We start from the raw sequence: 18245 nt of genomic DNA, 5'->3' as shown, positions 1-18245 counted from the left end.
ATCATGTTTCAGATGGATTTTCCCATACGCCCCTACTCGAATCGGCTTTTAACCTTCTTCTTAGTCAAGATACGGTCGTTTTTGTTAGAGAGAGCTTGGATACGAGCTTCAAGAAGGATTTTCCGTCCGGCCTCTGTTCGTGTGTAGATCAGGTGATAACGTCCAATAGTTGGCGTCAGAAAGTCAAGGAATTTCTGCGCTTCTTACTTGCGCTTGTCAAAAAGACTAGGCACGACATAGTAAGGTGACTGACCTTGTCGGACTTTCTCTGCCTTCAAGAGATAGCGCTGATTGTCCACTGGTGCAAAGAACTCTCCCACAGTCTGCGCAAACAATTCCTTATCTCTCATACTACCTCCCTTGAGATAGGCGAAAACCAAATAATTTTCCTTATCCTTCTCTACCTGAACACGAGATTGGTCATCTGTTAGATGCCCCGAATCTAGCAGAGCCTTTCGGATCTGCTCACCCAGAGATTGCAAACGTTTATAGGGACTCTTATAGCAGAGGTAGCGCCAAGATGCAAAGGCCAAAAAGAGGAGACAAGCTGCTGTAAGCCACCAAACTCCAGTCAGTCTCATTCTAAACAGCAAAACCAATAAATCCACTGCTAACAAGAGCAATGACATGCGAACCCATTTTAATGCATCAAGCAAGAGCATGACTGGGACCTTCTGTTTTTGAGTCGCGACTTCTGTAACTATCTCAAATTGATCCGCTACAACAAGAGCTTCCTGCCATTTTTGTCTCAAGCCTGCTCGATCCTTGGAGAGACTCTTAACTCGCTCATTGTACTCACTAATTTGCTTTTTCTTAAAAGGGGGCTTTGGAAAATCCAAACGATCCAAACCGGTCTCAATACTCTCCTGATTATAGGCCAATCCAAGAAAATGCTCCATCCGTCGCGACAAGGTCTGCAGATCCTGATTGCTCTCTGGTCTAGGCTCCTCACCAGGAAGAGTGATAAGTGCTTGCGCTTGAACGGCTACCAGATGCCAGATGTTGCTGGTCTTTTCTGGACGTCCCGACCAGATACGAATGGCACGCCCGCGCATCTGGTTACTCAGCATAAAGCTCCCCACAAAGCTTCCGAGGATTAGGGAATTAACACAAGGAGCATCCCAACCCTCTCCGAGGAGAGATTTAGTTCCGACTAGGACTTGAATCCGCCCTCGTTGAAAAAGCTCCGTCACTGCCGCTACGATTCCCTTAGCTGAGCTCGGAAAACCAACCTGCACATAATCTTTTGGATCCAAGTGACCAATAGATGAGAAACTAAGTGGAACCTGAGGCAAGAGTTCCTTCAACTCTGCTGCCACATCGGTAGGCAAAATAACGACACTACCTGACAAGACAGCCAAAGACACAGGTATCTCTTGCTCCTGAGCTTTTCGACGAATGCTTTCAAAATAAGGGAGAACCCCCAACTGAGAAATGGTTGCCTGATCATCTCCCAGATAGGTGGCAAAATCCTTGCGAATATAATCAGCTAGTACTAACTGTCTCAGTTCCTGACCTAGACTCTCATACTCCGTCAAAAAGATATCGGCAATGGCAGACAACTTCCCCAGAGATTGGGTTAAAAGCTGATCGGAAGCCTTGGACTTAACTAGATAAACCTGACGTTTTTCCACCAACCCACGCGCCTTCAAGTCAGCCTCTAACTTTTTCCTGTATCCATCTGGATCCTCATACCAATCTGTTGTCTGATAGAGTATGCTCTGCAACAGCGTCTCCAGCCAGTATGAGGTCAATGCTGGAAGCTTCTGGGTTCCCAGTAAATTTTGTAAAGAGGGAGAAATCGTTAATCCCTGAGAATGCATATAAATCAATATAGCGGATAAGTACTTGGGATCTTCTAAAAGCAAATCAGATGAAATATCCCCTTTGAGGACCTTAGATCCTGCTACAAATGTTTGAAAATCAGGATCGACTATAAGGTGATGAATATAGTCCCACTTAGTCTCCTCAAACCGTTTGAGACGTTCCGACTCTTCAGCTGTTGGTGAACACATATAGACAAAATCCTGATGAGGGCAAAGAGTGTCTTCCTTGACTAGTTCAGGTACCGTGATTTCTTGATCGATCTCCCCACACATACGGATATAGCGTTCCCAGAGTTCAGGCTCGCTGTCATAAGGTGGTGTCGCTGTCAGGGAGATGACTTGCAGCGGTTCATACTGCTTGCGAAAGGCTTCCAGACTTTTCCACCATTCATTGCGCAGGTGGTGGCATTCGTCCAAACAAAGAGTCGCAACTTTCTGAGCTCTTAGGCTTGCAAGCAAATCAAACCCCACAAAATCCTCTGCTTCTCCATCTTCTTGTGATTGCAGTTGGTTCATGGCGCTATGAAAAGCCTGATAGGTCACAATCGTTAATACCTTCATCTCCTTTAAGTTTTGGGACACGAGGTCTGAAAGCCTCTGACCATCCTCTAGAAAAGCAGTTTGGATCCTATCTACCCATTGTTCACGAATGGTGACAGTCGGAACTAAGATGAGGGCTGGGTTACCAAAACGAGCGATTAGCTCGATACCAATGGTTGTCTTTCCAGACCCTGGAGCGGCCACTAGATGAACATGACCGTCTGCTTGATAGTCCTGAAAACGATCCAAGACCTGTTTTTGATATTGGCGCCAGCTTCCTTTAAAGTTTAAACCTAACATGATACCCCTCATTCTATACCGTCATTTTCTTATTCTCATTTTACCACACTTATTTCACCAGTCAGATAATCCAGATAGTTTTTCTCCATAAAATATGGTATAGTAGAATCATACTATCTATGAGGAGTTTACATGTCACAGGATAAGCAAATGAAAGCTGTTTCTCCCCTTCTGCAGCAAGTCATCAATATTTCATCTATCGTGGGGGGAGTCGGCACCTTGATTTTCTGTATTTGGGCCTATCAGGCGGGTGTTTTACAATCAAAGGAAACCCTATCGGCCTTTATCCAGCAAGCTGGAGTTTGGGGGCCACCACTCTTTATCTTTTTACAGATCCTACAAACCGTTGTACCGATCATTCCGGGAGCTTTGACCTCAGTGGCTGGGGTCTTTATTTACGGCCACATCATCGGAACCATCTATAACTATATCGGCATCGTGATTGGCTGTGCCATTATCTTTTACCTGGTACGCCTCTATGGAGCTGCCTTTGTCCAGTCCGTCGTCAGCAAGCGCACCTATGACAAGTACATCGGTTGGCTAGATAAGGGCAATCGTTTCGAGCGGTTCTTTATCTTTATGATGATCTGGCCTGTCAGCCCAGCTGACTTTCTCTGTATGCTGGCTGCCCTGACAAAGATGACCTTCAAACGCTATATGATTATCATCATTCTGACCAAGCCCTTCACCCTAGTGGTTTATACTTATGGTTTGACTTATATTATTGATTTCTTCTGGCAGATGTTTTGAGCATAGAAAATAGCCTGATACTAAATATACTTTGGTATGGAAATCATGCCAATATTTCGATAGTGAATCAAGAACTTACCTAGCCTTTCCGCCGTGATAAAAACACCTGAAATCTAATGGTTTCAGGTGTTCGGAAACTTTGAGACATTAGGCTCAAAGTTTCGATATGGAGCTTCGCAGAAAGTCGCTACCGTCCGTCATCACTTAAGGAAAGGCTCAAAAAAATTGTCTTCAAACAAAAAATCCGTTTGGTTGCCCAAGCGGATGTTTTCTTTGTTTTATTTTGCGACACTCTTAGCAAGGACAAAGTTTCCAAGTGTTGCGGAACCATTACCTGCGACCGCTGGAGTCACGATATAGTCACGCACGTCTGGTACTGGTAGATAGCCGTTGAGAAGAGCTGTGAATTTCTCACGTACACGGTCCAGCATGTGTTGCTGGGCCATGACGCCACCACCAAAGACGATCACATCTGGGCGGAAAGTCACTGTAGCATTGACCGCAGCTTGAGCGATATAGTAGGCTTGAACATCCCAGACAGAGCTGTTAAGTTCGATGTTTTCACCACGAATACCTGTACGAGCTTCCAAACTTGGTCCAGCTGCAAAGCCTTCCAAACAGCCCTTGTGGAATGGACAAACACCGTTGAATTCTTTTTCAATATCCATTGGATGTTTGGCTACATAGTAGTGACCCATTTCAGGGTGACCTGCACCGCCAATAAACTCGCCACGTTGGATGACACCTGCACCGATCCCTGTACCGATCGTGTAGTAAACCAAGTTTTCGATACGGCCACCAGCATTGTTACGAGCAACCACTTCACCGTAGGCAGAGCTGTTTACGTCTGTGGTGAAATACATGGGTACGTTGAGGGCGCGACGGAGAGCCCCAAGCAAGTCCACATTTGCCCAGTTTGGTTTTGGAGTCGTTGTGATAAAGCCATAGGTTTTTGAGTTTTTGTCGATATCGATCGGACCAAATGAACCGACAGCAAGACCAGCAAGATTATCGAATTTTGAAAAGAACTCGATGGTTTTATCGATAGTCTCGATAGGAGTTGTTGTTGGAAATTGTGTTTTTTCCACAACATTAAAGTTTTCATCTCCGACAGCACAGACAAACTTTGTACCGCCTGCTTCTAAGCTTCCGTATAATTTTGTCATGATAAACCTCTTATTTTTATTTTCTCTATTATAGCACATTTTGAAAACCTAAATTTCTCTATATTTTAGATTTTCCTCTGTATATCTTACCATCTAATAAAAACGAACAAAGCTGGCATTTGTTCGTTTTGTTTTTAGATCTGATTTTCGAAGAAGACTAGGCTTTCACTTCGATGATAGCATCACCCTTGACAACTGAACCAGTTGCAACTGGTGTCACAGAAGCGTAGTCTGCTGTGTTGGTTACGATAACCATTGTCGTATCGTCGAGACCCGCTGCAGCAATTTTAGCAGAGTCAAAAGTTCCAAGAACATCTCCAGCCTTAACTTTATCACCTTGGGCAACTTTTTTGTCAAATCCTTCGCCGTCCATAGACACTGTATCAATACCAACGTGGATAAGGATTTCAGCACCATTTTCAGTTTTCAAACCATAAGCATGTCCTGTTGCAAAGGCGATAGATACTTCTGCATCAGCTGGCGCATAAACTACACCTTGACTAGGTTTGACAGCAATCCCTTGTCCCATAGCTCCGCTTGAGAAAACTGGATCATTCACGTCAGCAAGTGCAACAACTTCCCCAACAATTGGAGTAAGGATGGTTTCGTTTTGAGGAGTATCAGACTCTTCCACTACTGGTGCTTCTACTGTAGTTTCAGTAACTGTTTCCGCAGTTGCTGTTGCGGCTTCATCAGCAAAGACACCTGCTGCTTTTGTTTTACCATAGAAATAAGTCAAGGCAAAGGCTGCGGCAAATGAAATCACTTCTGCAACTACATACATAGGGATTGAACCTGCTTTAATAGATAGGAATCCGATAAATCCAGCCGCTCCCAAAGAAACTGCAATGACATGGGTCAAACCTGCTACAAAGGCACCAACTGCTGAACCAGCAAGAGCACAGAAGAATGGGAATTTATATTTCAAGTTCACCCCAAATAGGGCAGGCTCAGTAATCCCAAGGAAAGCAGAGACAGCCGCAGAACTTGACAATCCTTTAGTTTTAGCATTTTTAGTCAAGAAGTAGATTGCGAGAGTGGCTGCACCTTGCGCCACGTTTGCCATTGAAGCAACAACAAAGATGTAGTCACCAAATCCAGTACCGTTATTATTGTATGCCGATAATAACTGAGTTTCAATAGCAGGGAATGATTGGTGAAGCCCCGTCATAACAATCAATGAGTATGTTCCACCAAAGAGCCCCATACCAAATGCACCTGTAGTATTGTATAGCCATACAATAACATTAGTAATCGCATCAGAAACCACCAACATCACAGGACCAATAACTGTAAAAGTTAGGAATCCTGTAATCATAACTGATAAAAGCGGAGTAAAGGTGAAGTCAACCGCAGAAGGCAATTTCTTGTGGAAGAATTTTTCTAAAGTTGCCAACAACCAGACAGCTACAAGGACTGGGATTACTTGATAAGCATAGTTTGTTTGTGTAACATGGAAACCTAAAATATCCCAAAAAGCTTCTTTACCACCCAAATCTGGTGTGGTCATAATCATACCGATAGCCGCACCAAGAAATTGGTTTGCCCCAAAACGTTTAGCTGCTGAAATCCCTACTAAAACAGGTAAGAACATAAATGGGGCAGCAGACATCAATTGAATCATCGCTGAGATCCCTTTGATAGCAGGGTACATGTCTTCAATAGATTGAGGTCCAAATAAGTCTGGTGATGTCAAGAAGTTACGTAATGCCATCAAAAGACCACCCGCAACCAATGCAGGAATAATTGGAACGAAGATATCTGACAAAAGCTTAATCAAATCCATCAATGGATTAAATTTTTTGTCTCTATTCACAATCTCTTTTAAGTCATCTGTGGAAGCTTCTTTCAAACCTGTTTTTTTGATGATTTCTGCATATACAAAGTTAACGTCTCCGGGACCAATAATAATTTGGTATTGTCCGTTAGTGCTAAAAGTCCCCTTCACATCCGCATTATTATCTAGAGCTGCTTGGTTCACTTTTGTTTCATCTTTTAACACCAGACGAAGGCGGGTCGCACAATGTGCTGCAGCTACAAGATTCTCTTTGCCGACAGCCTCAATGACCTCGGTAGCAACTTTACTATAATCCATAGCAAAAATCTCCTTATAAAATTTTGTTCTTGTTTGAAAGCGATTTTATTCGCCCTACGACTATTATTTTATCACGTTTCTAAAATATGTCAAGCGTTTTGCAGAAATTTTTATTTTACTTCTTTTACTCCTGATTATTCTTGCTCGTTTTTGAGGGATATTTTCTTTTTCCTCAAAAAAATATCCTTATGTTAGAGGGTTCAAAGCTTTTTATTTACATTTTCTTTCATTTTTTCGTGAAAATTTGTCAAATTTCCTTTGCTTGATTTCTGGTAATCGTTTGACATATTTTTCTCTTTTTTAACATAAAAGACTTGCTTTTTTTGTCGAAAACGTTTACTATTAATAATAGAATAGAACTTATGGAGGAAAGATAAAATGGAATGGACAACTGAGCGTCGTTACAGACGCTACGAAGACTGGACAAATGATGAAGTCAAGCAAATCAAGGAAAAGATGGCACAATCTCCTTGGCATACTCGTTACCATGTTGAGCCTAAAATGGGACTTCTCAATGATCCAAATGGCTTTTCTTATTTTGATGGCAAATGGATTCTCTTTTACCAAAACTTCCCCTTTGGTGCAGCCCATGGGTTGAAGTCTTGGGTGCAGCTTGAAAGTGATGATCTAGTACACTTCACAGAAACTGGAGTCAAAATTTTGCCAGATACTCCATTAGATAGCCACGGTGCCTACTCTGGTTCTGCCATGCAATTCGGCGATAACTTGTTCCTATTTTATACAGGAAATGTCCGTGATGAAAACTGGATTCGTCACCCTTACCAGGTTGGTGCTTTGATGGATAAGGATGGCAAGATTACAAAGATTGACAAGATCTTGATCGACCAACCAGCAGACTCTACTGACCACTTCCGTGACCCGCAAATTTTTAACTTTAAGGGACAATATTATGCTATCGTCGGTGGACAGGACTTGGAGAAAAAAGGCTTCGTCCGTCTCTACAAGGCTGTGGACAACGACTACACAATCTGGCAAGCGGTTGACGACCTTGAATTTGCTAACGACCGCACTGCCTACATGATGGAATGTCCAAACTTGGTCTTTGTAGGGGAGCAACCTGTCCTTCTCTACTGCCCACAAGGATTGGATAAGAGTGTTCTAGACTATGACAATATCTATCCAAACATGTACAAAATCGGGGCTTCCTTTGATCCTGAAAATGCCAAAATGGTAGATGTATCTCCATTGCAAAATCTAGACTATGGTTTTGAAGCCTATGCAACTCAAGCATTTAACACTCCAGATGGACGTGCATTGGCAGTAAGTTGGCTTGGGTTACCAGATGTTTCTTACCCATCTGACCGTTTTGACCACCAAGGAACCTTCTCATTGGTCAAAGAACTCACTATCAAAGATGGCAAACTCTACCAATATCCTGTCTCAGCCGTCAAAGAACTTCGTTCTTCTGAAGAAGCCTTCTCAAATCGTACTCAAACCAATAACACCTACGAAATCGAACTAAACTTAGAAGCCAATAGTCAGAGCAAGATTGTCTTACTTGCTGATAAAGAAGGCAAGGGACTTTCAATCATCTTTGACCTTGTCAATGGAGAGGTGACAGTGGATCGTAGTCAGGCTGGTGAACAGTATGCCCAAGAATTTGGTACGGCTCGTTCTTGCCCTATCAATAACCAAGCTACTACTGCCACTATATTCATCGACAAGTCAGTCTTTGAAATTTTCATCAATAAAGGAGAAAAAGTATTTTCTGGTCGTGTCTTTCCTCATGCCGATCAAAACGGTATCCTGATCAAATCTGGAAATCCAACCGGAACCTACTATGAATTAGATTATGGTCGCAAAACTAACTGATGTCGCAAAACTTGCAGGCGTCAGCCCTACTACTGTTTCTCGAGTTATCAATAAAAAGGGTTACCTATCTGAGAAAACCATTCAAAAGGTTAATGAAGCCATGCGAGAGCTAGGCTACAAGCCTAATAATCTGGCTCGAAGTCTCCAAGGAAAATCTGCTAAGTTGATTGGTCTCATTTTCCCAAACATTAGTCATGTCTTTTATGCAGAGTTGATTGACAAGTTGGAACACCAGCTCTTCAAGAAAGGTTACAAAACCATCATATGTAACAGCGAACATGACTCTGAAAAAGAACGGGAATACATTGAAATGCTGGAGGCCAACCAGGTCGATGGTATCATTTCTGGAAGTCACAATCTTGGAATCGAAGACTACAATCGTGTGACGGCACCAATCATTTCCTTTGACCGAAACTTGTCTCCAGACATTCCTGTCGTCTCCTCTGACAACTACGGTGGCGGGGTCCTCGCAGCCCAAACTCTGGTTAAGACTGGAGCCCAGTCTATCATCATGATTACAGGAAATGATAATTCCAACTCACCGACTGGACTTCGCCACGCTGGCTTTGCCTCTGTTCTCCCGAAAGCGCCTATTATCAATGTTTCGAGTGACTTTTCTCCCGTCCGAAAAGAAATGGAAATCAAGAATATCTTGACCCATCAGAAACCAGATGCGATTTTTGCTTCGGATGATTTGACAGCTATTCTGGTCATTAAAATCGCTCAGGAGCTAGGTATCTCTGTTCCTGAAGAGCTCAAGGTCATCGGATATGATGGGACCTACTTTATCGAGAACTACTACCCTCACCTGACAACGATTAAGCAACCTATGAAAGAGATTGCCCACCTCACTGTCGATCTCCTCTTGCAGAAGATTGAAGGCAAGGAAGTCGCGACAACTGGTTACTTCTTACCAGTCACCCTATTACCTGGAAAAAGTATTTAAACACAAGAAAACTCAGACCAATTCGTCTGAGTTTTTTATGATCTTAAATTTTCTAGATAGCGCTGAGCTGTCTCTAAGTTAAAGGTTTTATCTGCGATGAGGCGCTCAACTAGGGGAGCAACCTCGGACTCACTAGCACCAGCTAGGAGAGCTAGGGATTTGGCCTGTAATTTCATGTGGCCTTGCTGGATGCCCGTACTTACCAAGGCCTTGAGAGCTGCAAAGTTTTGGGCAAGACCGATGGACACGATAATCTGAGCTAATTCTTTGGCAGAAGGATTTCCCAGTAGTTCATGGCTGAGGGCTACACGTGGGTTGAGACCGATAGAGCCACCCTTGGTCGCTACAGGCATAGGTAGTGTCATCTCACCGACCAATTCTTCTCTTTCCATGTCCAGCGTCCATTGACTAAGACCTTGATAGCGTCCATCTCGACTGGCAAAGGCATGGGCCCCAGCTTCGATGGCACGCCAGTCATTACCAGTGGCAATCAAAATGGCATCGATACCATTAAAAATCCCTTTATTATGGGTAGCCGCTCGGTAGGGATCAGCCTGCGCAAACTGGCTAGCCAAGGCTATTTTCTCCGCAATTTCTCGTCCTTGATCCCTTTGAGGACTCAAGTAGCGAAAGGCGATACGACAGCTTGCAGTCACCAGAGAATCGGTCGCGTAGTTGGACAAAATTCCCATAAGACTCTGCCCCTGACTGAGTTCTTCTAAGACTGGTTTCAAAGCCTCCAGCATGGTGTTGAGCATATTGGCTCCCATGGCTTCCTGGGTATCGACATGGAGATACACAACGAGAAAGTCTATTTCACCTTTGATCTGCTCTACATGCAAATCACGCGCCCCGCCACCACGTTTGACGATAGAAGGATAGGCTTGATTGGCAAGTTCCAAGAGCTCCGCTTTCTTGCTGGCAATCTTCTCTTGCGCTTGTTCAGGTTCAGCAACTTGATAAAGGGCTACCTGACCAATCATCTGGCGCTCATGTACTTGAGCAGTAAAGCCACCTGCTCGCTTGATAATTTTACTAGCATAGCTGGCCGCAGCAACCACTGAGGGTTCTTCTGTCACATAGGGAACTGTGTAGTCCTGACCATTTACAACAAGCTCTGGAACGATAGAATAAGGCAGAGAAAAAGTTCCCACCACATTCTCACTCAGCTGGTCTGCAACAGCCAAACTGACCTGTTCATCCTGCTCCAGACTGGTTTGCTTTTCAGGACTAAGGAGCGCCTGAGCTTTCAGTAACTCAAGGCGCTCATGGTATGATTTTTTAGAAAATCCATTCCAACTTAACTTCATTATTTTTCAACCTTGCTATAACGGCGTTGGTGGTCGAGAATTTCAACCAAGGCATAGTCTTGATGTTCATAGCCTGCAAATTGGGCTGAACCAGATTCATCCAACTGCAATTCTTCGAAGAAGACTTTTTCATAGTCTGCAACAGACAATGCTGTACGTTGCTTGAGTTTGGTCAAACGATCCTTATCAAGGTAGGCCTCATAGCCTTCAACCAGTTCTCCACTAAAGAACTCTGAAACCGCTCCACTTCCGTAACTGTAGAGGACAATTTTATCTCCAGCCTTCAAATTCTCTGCATTTTCCAAAAGGGAGAGTAGCCCAAGGAAGAGGGAACCTGTGTAGATATTCCCAATCATCTGACTGTAGAGAATGGACTTATCAAAGTTTTCTTGCAGACTATCCTTTTTTTCCTGAGACAAAGTCTTATCCATCATCTTGCGCAAGCCTTTTAGGGCTAATTTGGGATAAGGCAAGTGGAAGCAGATAGCCGCAAAATCATTCATAGTCCAGTCATATCGTTTCTTGTATTCATCCCAAGTCGTCGTAAGACTGTCAAGATATTGCTGAGTTGAGTACAAGCCGTTTACATAAGGAGTAGTTGAATAGTTCGGACGCCAGAAATCCATAATATCACGCGTTTGGGCAACATTATCATTGTTAAAGGCCATGGTACGCGGATTTTGCGTAATCAGCATCGCCACACTCCCAGCTCCCTGAGTTGGTTCACCTGGAGTCGCTACACCATACTTGGCAATATCGCTGGCGATGACCAAGACCTTGGACTCTGGAGAATTTTCCACATGCAACTTGGCATAATGGAGGGCAGCTGTTGCTCCGTAACAAGCTTCTTTGATTTCAAAACTGCGAGCGAAAGGCTGGATACCTAATAGACCGTGAACAAAGACCGCCGCTGCCTTACTCTGGTCAATCCCTGACTCGGTCGCCACGATGACCATGTCAATTTCTTCTTTTTCTTTATCTGTCAAAATAGAGTTACTTGCACTGGCAGCTAAGGTGACAACATCCTCAGTCAATGGTGCAATGCTAATTTCGTTTAATAAGAGACCCTTACTATATTTATTCGGATCAACTCCTCTTGCTTCTGCTAGGTCTTGTAATTTCAAGACATATTGACTGGTTGCAAAACCAATCTTATCAATACCGATTGTCATATTTACCTCTGTTTTTTCATTCATTGTAAAAAATCGTTCTATTCTATTTTATCACAAATAGGAACAAATGAGAGAAAAAAGACCTGATTCAACAAATCAAGTCTTTGCTTTGACAGCATTAGGAGGATATGCCTCGCTGTTTTCGGATATAGTAATAAAGCTTCAGAATCACTGTTCCACTGGCCATCCCGATAGAAATGACCAGAGCCAACATAACTACTAGTGTTGCACTGGTAAGGGCATGACTGTAATCACCTGTCACAAAGAAAGCTGTCGTTCGATAGGATAGATAACCTGGCACCAAGGGGGCAAGAATGGCCAAGACAAAGACCACTGCTGGCGTCTTATAGACAATACTTAGAATCTGGCTGATGCAAGAACCAACCACCGCTGCGATAAAGGTCGCAACAATAACATTGGTTGGTTCTTTAAGTACAAGATAGAGGAGCCAGACACCCATTCCCAGAACACCACCAGGTAGGAGCATAGAGCGTTGAACATTCAGTACGATTAGAAAGGTGATAATGGCGAGTAAACTCGCTACTGCTTGGAGTAAAATACTTGTTAGAGTCATCTTATGTCATCAAAACTAGGGCGACGGAGGTGCCGGCCCCTAAAGCGAGGGTAATGAGCAGGGATTCAAACATCTTGCTCATACCAGAGTTGATATGGTTGGTCATGATATCCCGAACTGCATTTGTCAGGGCAATTCCCGGAACAAAGGGCATGACAGCTCCCGCTATGATCAAGTCTGCCGTCGAAGGAAATCCTGTATAGCGGGCCCAGAACTGGGCAATCAAGCCAAAAGCAAAGGCTCCTGCAAAGGCGGTTACAAAAGGAATGCGGACAAACTTCTCTACATAGAGAGAGAAAGCAAAACCAAGTAAGGTCGCAATGGCTGCACCAAAAGCATCATAGGTATTCCCCCCGAACATAATCGAGAAAAAAGGGGCACTGAGAGTTGCTGCAATAGTCACTTGGTACTTGGTATAAGGAAGAGCTTGATTTCTGATTTCCTTTAGCCTTTCAAAGGCTGTAGAGAGATCGATTTGCCCTCCGACAAGCTCCCGTGATACTTGGTTGACATCACAGACTTTTTCGATGTTGTAGGAGGAAGAAGTGACCCGTTTCATACGAGAAATATTGGTATTCTCAATAGAAAAGAAAATAGCTGCTGGCATAGCAAGAACGTTGCAATCCACTATTCCCTGTGAATGAGCGATACGGATCATGGTGTCCTCAACCCGATAAATCTCCGAACCGCTTTTTAAGAGAATGGTTCCAGCTAACATAATGACATCAATAACGGCATTCAACTCTCTTGATTCGTCCATTTTCTCCTCCTTTTCTGCTTCCTATATTTTATCACAAAAATCAATGAAAAAAAATCTTTGTCATGAAATCATGACAAAGATTCGTTTAATCTCGAGAACTTTCACGGGTTCCTTCACTATTTGATTGACTAGTTGAAGGAGTGTTTCCTTGTTGGTTCCCCTGGTTTGGAGTTGTAGAAGAACCTTGGTTCCCACGTTGCGCAGAACTAGAAGATGAAGTTGACGGTGGTGTTTTCGGTTTGTAGATGGAAAGTTTGATACGCGTGCTAGCAAGGTCAACCTGTTCACCCGCTTTTGGTGTTTGATCTACAACTGTACCTTCTGCTGTCCCTTCAGGAGCAGTCGAAACCTCGACAACCTCAATATTAGCCTCTTTTACACCGACAATCTGAGTCAAATTATTCTTTGTAAATTCGAGACTTGAACCAATATAACTTGGCATAGAAACGCTTGTTACTTTCTTAGCAACCGTTAAAGTAATTATGCTAGCTTTTGAAAGATCATAAGTCGTACCTGCCGCAGGACTTTGTTTGAGAATGGTTCCAGGTTCGCTTTCGCTGGATTCTTCCTCTTCCATCTTGATTAGATTTTCAGGAACCTTCTTCTCCTTGAGTTCAGCTACAACATCCGTATACTTACGTCCGACGTAATTGCTCAATTGGAAGGATTGCTTGCCAGAAGAGACAACCAAATTGACCTTGGTCCCTTCTTTGCGGCCGCTGCCAGCTTCAGGATCGGTTCGAATAACGCGTCCTTCCGCTACTGTATCACTAGCTTCAGATTTCTCCTCACCAGCTTCAAACTTAGATTTTTTGAGTGCTTCTTTGGCCTCTGCAACAGTTTGTCCAGCCACATCAGGAATAGGAATCGTTGCAGGTGTTCTAGACAAAATCCAGACCAAAGAGGCTGCAACCAATAGAAGACTGGCCAAAAGAATCATATAGCGAGCCTTAAACTTCCGTTTCTTGGCAGGTTTTGGCGCTGGAGCCGGTTCTGCCACTGGTTGAGTTGGTTTCTTTGACTGAGGACGTTCTTCCTGCGCCGGAGCTTTTGGAATCGAGGTCAATGTACTTTGTGGGACTTTAGGTAAAGTCTTCGTATCCGCCTTACTCGCATCGTCAAAGACCAGTTTCGGTTCATTCCGACGATTATAAGACAAGCTAGTTGACAAGTCCATATACATTTCTGAAACAGACTGATAGCGATCAGACAATTTCTTAGCAGTTGCCTTGATGACAACATTTTCCAAAGCCTGAGGGACAGATGGATTTTCAGCAATGACGGACGGAAGTGGCTTCTGGAAATGCTGGAGTGCAATCGTAACCGCGCTATCTCCATCATAAGGGATATGTCCCGTCAGCATCTCATAGAAGATAATCCCCATCGCATAGATATCGCTCTGGAAAGTCGCTTTAGAACCACGCGCTTGCTCAGGTGACAAATAATGAACCGAACCCAGCATCGAGTTGGTCTGGGTCAGACTCGTCTCTGCAAAGGCCACTGCAATCCCAAAGTCAGTAACTTTAGCAGTTCCATCTGGTGTCAAGAGGATATTTTGAGGTTTCAAATCTCGGTGAACAATTCCTCTAGCATGAGCTAAACGCATAGCCAAAAGAATCTGTCCCATAATCCGAACCGCTTCTTCATTTGAAAGAGGATAGTGTTCTTTGATATAACGCTTGAGGTCGAGTCCTGCTACGTATTCCATAGCTAGGTACTGTTGGCCATCTTCCTCACCAATATCTGTTATCCGAACGATATGAGGATGGTCCAGATCCGCCATAGCCCTCGCTTCCCGCTGGAAACGTGCCACAGCAATCGGGTCCGTCTGGTAGTTGGTCCTCAGGACCTTAACTGCCACTTCTTCCCCATCTAGGATCAAATCCTTGGCCAAGTAAACATCTGCCATGCCTCCTCGACCAATCTGCTTGACAATCCGATACCGCCCGGCAAAAATCTTGCCGATTTGGATCATTCTGCTGCCTCCTCGTTCATGTAAACAAGGGCAACCGTAATGTTGTCTAAACCTCCTGCATTGTTAGCGAAACGAATGAGGGTTGCCGCCTTGTCTGCCAGGGAAATATCGCTGGTTACGATATCATAAATCTCGCTTGCCGAAATCATATTGGTCAAGCCGTCACTATTGAGCAAGAGATAATCTCCTGACTCCAGTGTAATCATCCCAAAATCAGGCTGGATTTCATCTTTTTGTCCGATAGACTGTGTGATGATATTCTTTTGAGGGTGAGTTTCTGCTTCTTCTGGAGTCAATTGACCAGCCTTGAGCAATTCATTGACCAAGGAATGGTCACTCGTCAACTGGTGGTATTCTTCTCCACGAATCAAACCGATACGAGAATCTCCAATGTGAGCATAGATGGCTTGGTTATCAATAAACGCAACAGCTTCTAGCGTTGTTCCCATGCCTCTGTATGCTTCGTCCTGACCTAGTTGATGAATTTTTTGATTTTCAATCTCCAGGTAGTGGGCAAACCACTCACGAACTTCATTGACTGAGTCAATTTGGGTATCCACCCAATCTACACCGAGGTCTGTGACCGCCATCTCACTAGCGATATTTCCTGCACGGTGTCCTCCCATTCCGTCAGCCAAGATGATCATAGTGCGTCCTGCTCGGTTGACAAAGTGATTGACATAGTCCTGATTATTTGTCCGTTTCTGACCAACATCTGTTAATAATGCTATTTCCATTGTGTCAGTTCCTTCCTATTCTGATATCTTACGAAATTGGCTGATAAAGAATCCATCACTTCCATACAATTCAGGAGTGATCAGGATGCAGCCATCTTTCAGGATATCTTTGCATTCGTGTTCTAGTTTAACCTGCTCAAACTCGGGATGACTTTCTAAAAATGCCTCAACGACTTGAAAGTTCTCCTCAGAGACGATAGTACAGGTACTATACGTTATTATACCACCTTTTCGTAGCGTTTGACAAACACTACCTAATATTTCCAGCTGAATTTCCTGTAATGATGTGAAATCTGCTGTTTCTTTATTGTATTTGATGTCTGGTTTACGACGTAAAAGTCCAATCCCAGAACAGGGAGCATCTACTAAAATCTTATCAAAAGAGTCCCGACCGAAAAACTCATGTACCTTTCTGGCATCCAATTTTTGCGTTTGCACTCGTTCTGCCACACCTAAACGCTCCGCATTTTCTTGGATCAAGTCCAACTTATGATCGTAAAGGTCCAAAGCCGTCACCTTACCGGATGTGAGGTAGGAAGCTATATGAGCTGTTTTCCCACCCGGAGCTGCACAAGCATCCAGAACCTGCTCATCACCTTGTGGATCAAGAGTCGGAGCAACCAGTTGACTGGACTCATCTTGGATAGTAATAACCCCTTCAGCAAACAAATCATGGCCTGCAAAGTGGCCGTGCTCCTTGACCAGACCAGTGGCCGCCAAAGGGGAATCAGTCGCCTCTAACACGGCTTTGATTTCCTCTTTTCGGCTCAAGTCAGTCACCCGAATACTGGCTTTGTTGCGTACCAAGAGACTTTTAAAGATGGCTTGTGCTCGCTCTTCACCGTATTCTTCCTTAAGTTTAGATACTAGCCAAACTGGGAGAGAATAGGCAATGGAATCACGCTTGTTTTTGCGTTTGATGCTGTCAATATCTGGCCAGCCTTCTCTTAAGATACGACGAAGGACGGCGTTGACCAATTTCTCACTGCCTTTTTTACGGGCTTTGGCTAGCTCTACCGCTTCATTGACTACAGCGTGACTAGGAATCTTATCCAGATACCGAAGTTGGTAGGCGCTCAGGAGGAGCAGAATATAGAGCCAGTTATCTAGCTTATCTCGGTCTTGGATAAAGTGGGACAGGTACCATTCCAGAGTGAGTTTTCGGGCTACCGTTCCGTAAACAATCTCTGTCACCAAGCCCTTGTCTGCTGCTGAGAGTTGACTCCCTTTGAGGTGTTTATTTAAAGCAATATTGGAGTATGCTTGATTGACAAAAACATCCTCTAACACTGCTAGAGCTAGATTTCTAGCCGTTTCTACTTTAGTCACCAAATCGTTCTCCTACAGTCAGTGTCCGTCCAACTCCGTTGAGGAAGGAAGCAATGTCCATCTTGGGCTTCCCAGCTGGCTGCACTTGCTTGAGAGATAGAGCTCCTTCAGCCGCTGCAACGATTAATTGTTTCTTGCCAATAGAGAGGATCTCACCTGGAGCTCCCTGACCTTCTACTGGCAGGGCTTCATAAATCTTAAAGCGGTCGCCTTTAAGGAAAGTGTGGGCAACAGGCCATGGATTCATCCCTCTGATTTGGTTAAAGAGTTGACGGTTAGTCTTATTCCAGTCCAACTTTTCTTCCTCTGGCTTGATATTTGGCGAGAAAGTGACCTGGCTTTGGTCCTGAGGCACAGGCTTAATCTCCCCAGCAATATAGGCAGGCAGGGTGTCCAAAAGCAAGTCACGACCAACAATGGCTAATTTCTCAAACAAGGTGCCGACATTGTCCTCATCAGTGATAGGAATACTGCGATGAGAAATCATATCCCCTGCATCCATTTCCTTAACCATCTCCATAATGGTCACACCAGCTTCCTTATCCCCTTGAATCAAGGCATAATGAATAGGTGCACCACCACGGTGTTTGGGAAGAAGGGAAGCGTGAACGTTGACCGCAAAGTCCATGCTATCAAGGAGTTTACTTGGGAGAAACTGCCCAAAAGCAGCAGTCACAATTCCATCCGCTCCTAGCTTCATAATGGCTTCCATCTCTGGACTTCCAGATAATTTTTCAGGTTGGTAGATAGGAAGATTTGCTTCTTTGGCAGCCTGCTTGACTGGGGTTTCTTGGATTACTTTTTTACGGCCGACAGCGCGGTCTGGCTGGGTTACAACAGCTAGAATCTCGTAACGATCATCTGATAACAACCCCTTCAAAACTGTTGCTGAAAAGTCGGGTGTCCCCATAAAGATTAGTTTCGTCATTTCT

Annotated in this window: 13 protein-coding genes and 1 pseudogene; 3 read left to right on the top strand and 11 right to left on the bottom strand. The window is 44.0% G+C overall.

Annotation, left to right across the window (positions count from 1 at the left end; genetic code table 11):
- Window positions 1-32: 32 nt before the first annotated feature.
- Window positions 33-2666, bottom strand: a pseudogene (locus PG086_RS02375) (DEAD/DEAH box helicase family protein).
- A gap of 132 nt (window positions 2667-2798) precedes the next feature.
- Here PG086_RS02375 and PG086_RS02370 point away from each other — a divergent pair.
- Entirely contained in the window at window positions 2799-3416 is a 618-nt protein-coding gene (locus PG086_RS02370; protein ID WP_000076176.1) for a TVP38/TMEM64 family protein, read from the top strand.
- A gap of 278 nt (window positions 3417-3694) precedes the next feature.
- Here PG086_RS02370 and scrK read toward each other — a convergent pair whose 3' ends face one another.
- Window positions 3695-4582: a fructokinase ScrK gene (gene scrK / locus PG086_RS02365; RefSeq protein WP_270747658.1), complete on the bottom strand. Its 888-nt coding sequence runs from the start codon at window positions 4580-4582 to the stop codon at window positions 3695-3697.
- Window positions 4583-4739: 157 nt separating this feature from the next.
- Window positions 4740-6677, bottom strand: coding sequence for a sucrose-specific PTS transporter subunit IIBC (locus tag PG086_RS02360; protein WP_270747657.1), 1938 nt, complete (start codon window positions 6675-6677; stop codon window positions 4740-4742).
- A 378-nt stretch (window positions 6678-7055) separates the two neighbouring features.
- Here PG086_RS02360 and PG086_RS02355 point away from each other — a divergent pair, with 378 nt between their 5' ends.
- Window positions 7056-8510: a sucrose-6-phosphate hydrolase gene (locus PG086_RS02355; protein WP_270747656.1), complete on the top strand. Its 1455-nt coding sequence runs from the start codon at window positions 7056-7058 to the stop codon at window positions 8508-8510.
- A complete protein-coding gene (locus tag PG086_RS02350; protein ID WP_270747655.1) occupies window positions 8491-9456 on the top strand; it encodes a LacI family DNA-binding transcriptional regulator in 966 nt (321 codons plus the stop codon). The genes PG086_RS02355 and PG086_RS02350 overlap by 20 nt, the downstream gene beginning before the upstream one ends.
- A gap of 35 nt (window positions 9457-9491) precedes the next feature.
- Here PG086_RS02350 and PG086_RS02345 read toward each other — a convergent pair whose 3' ends face one another.
- The 8 genes from PG086_RS02345 to fmt all read right to left on the bottom strand — a co-directional run bounded on the left by PG086_RS02345 (window position 9492) and on the right by fmt (window position 18241).
- A complete protein-coding gene (locus tag PG086_RS02345; RefSeq protein WP_270747654.1) occupies window positions 9492-10766 on the bottom strand; it encodes a hydroxymethylglutaryl-CoA reductase, degradative in 1275 nt (424 codons plus the stop codon).
- Window positions 10766-11938, bottom strand: a complete 1173-nt coding sequence (locus PG086_RS02340) for a hydroxymethylglutaryl-CoA synthase (protein WP_061588399.1) — start codon at window positions 11936-11938, stop codon at window positions 10766-10768. The genes PG086_RS02345 and PG086_RS02340 overlap by 1 nt, the downstream gene beginning before the upstream one ends.
- Before the next feature lie 118 nt (window positions 11939-12056).
- The gene (locus PG086_RS02335) at window positions 12057-12512 is read right to left on the bottom strand and encodes a threonine/serine exporter family protein (RefSeq protein WP_000176910.1); all 456 of its coding nucleotides are present in this window, start codon (window positions 12510-12512) and stop codon (window positions 12057-12059) included.
- A 1-nt stretch (window position 12513) separates the two neighbouring features.
- Window positions 12514-13272 carry a threonine/serine exporter family protein gene (locus PG086_RS02330; protein ID WP_061588400.1) on the bottom strand — a complete coding sequence of 253 codons (759 nt, stop codon included), beginning with the start codon at window positions 13270-13272 and terminating at the stop codon, window positions 12514-12516.
- Window positions 13273-13357: 85 nt separating this feature from the next.
- Window positions 13358-15247 (bottom strand): Stk1 family PASTA domain-containing Ser/Thr kinase, encoded by a 1890-nt coding sequence (gene pknB / locus PG086_RS02325; protein WP_061588401.1) that lies wholly within the window; start codon window positions 15245-15247, stop codon window positions 13358-13360.
- Window positions 15244-15984, bottom strand: coding sequence for a Stp1/IreP family PP2C-type Ser/Thr phosphatase (locus tag PG086_RS02320; protein WP_000401532.1), 741 nt, complete (start codon window positions 15982-15984; stop codon window positions 15244-15246). The genes pknB and PG086_RS02320 overlap by 4 nt, the downstream gene beginning before the upstream one ends.
- A gap of 15 nt (window positions 15985-15999) precedes the next feature.
- On the bottom strand, window positions 16000-17313 hold the full coding sequence (gene rsmB / locus PG086_RS02315; protein ID WP_185758118.1) for a 16S rRNA (cytosine(967)-C(5))-methyltransferase RsmB: 1314 nt from the start codon (window positions 17311-17313) through the stop codon (window positions 16000-16002).
- A complete protein-coding gene (fmt, locus tag PG086_RS02310; protein ID WP_095726218.1) occupies window positions 17306-18241 on the bottom strand; it encodes a methionyl-tRNA formyltransferase in 936 nt (311 codons plus the stop codon). The genes rsmB and fmt overlap by 8 nt, the downstream gene beginning before the upstream one ends.
- Window positions 18242-18245: the final 4 nt, after the last annotated feature.

The sequence above is a fragment of the Streptococcus halitosis genome (assembly GCF_027691175.1).
GTDB classification, from domain to species: domain Bacteria; phylum Bacillota; class Bacilli; order Lactobacillales; family Streptococcaceae; genus Streptococcus; species Streptococcus halitosis_A.
Note: the sequence above shows the minus strand (reverse complement) of the source record. Positions and strands in the feature narration are given on the sequence as shown.

Bases quoted from the DNA above. Each gene is read 5' to 3' on its own strand.
- PG086_RS02320 (WP_000401532.1), bottom strand. From the start codon at position 15,984: ATGGAAATAGCATTATTAACAGATGTTGGTCAGAAACGGACAAATAAT.
- PG086_RS02355 (WP_270747656.1), top strand. From the start codon at position 7,056: ATGGAATGGACAACTGAGCGTCGTTACAGACGCTACGAAGACTGGACA.
- fmt (WP_095726218.1), bottom strand. From the start codon at position 18,241: ATGACGAAACTAATCTTTATGGGGACACCCGACTTTTCAGCAACAGTT.
- PG086_RS02345 (WP_270747654.1), bottom strand. From the start codon at position 10,766: ATGAAGTTAAGTTGGAATGGATTTTCTAAAAAATCATACCATGAGCGC.
- scrK (WP_270747658.1), bottom strand. From the start codon at position 4,582: ATGACAAAATTATACGGAAGCTTAGAAGCAGGCGGTACAAAGTTTGTC.
- PG086_RS02330 (WP_061588400.1), bottom strand. From the start codon at position 13,272: ATGGACGAATCAAGAGAGTTGAATGCCGTTATTGATGTCATTATGTTA.
- PG086_RS02340 (WP_061588399.1), bottom strand. From the start codon at position 11,938: ATGACAATCGGTATTGATAAGATTGGTTTTGCAACCAGTCAATATGTC.
- PG086_RS02360 (WP_270747657.1), bottom strand. From the start codon at position 6,677: ATGGATTATAGTAAAGTTGCTACCGAGGTCATTGAGGCTGTCGGCAAA.
- PG086_RS02335 (WP_000176910.1), bottom strand. From the start codon at position 12,512: ATGACTCTAACAAGTATTTTACTCCAAGCAGTAGCGAGTTTACTCGCC.
- pknB (WP_061588401.1), bottom strand. From the start codon at position 15,247: ATGATCCAAATCGGCAAGATTTTTGCCGGGCGGTATCGGATTGTCAAG.
- PG086_RS02370 (WP_000076176.1), top strand. From the start codon at position 2,799: ATGTCACAGGATAAGCAAATGAAAGCTGTTTCTCCCCTTCTGCAGCAA.
- PG086_RS02350 (WP_270747655.1), top strand. From the start codon at position 8,491: ATGGTCGCAAAACTAACTGATGTCGCAAAACTTGCAGGCGTCAGCCCT.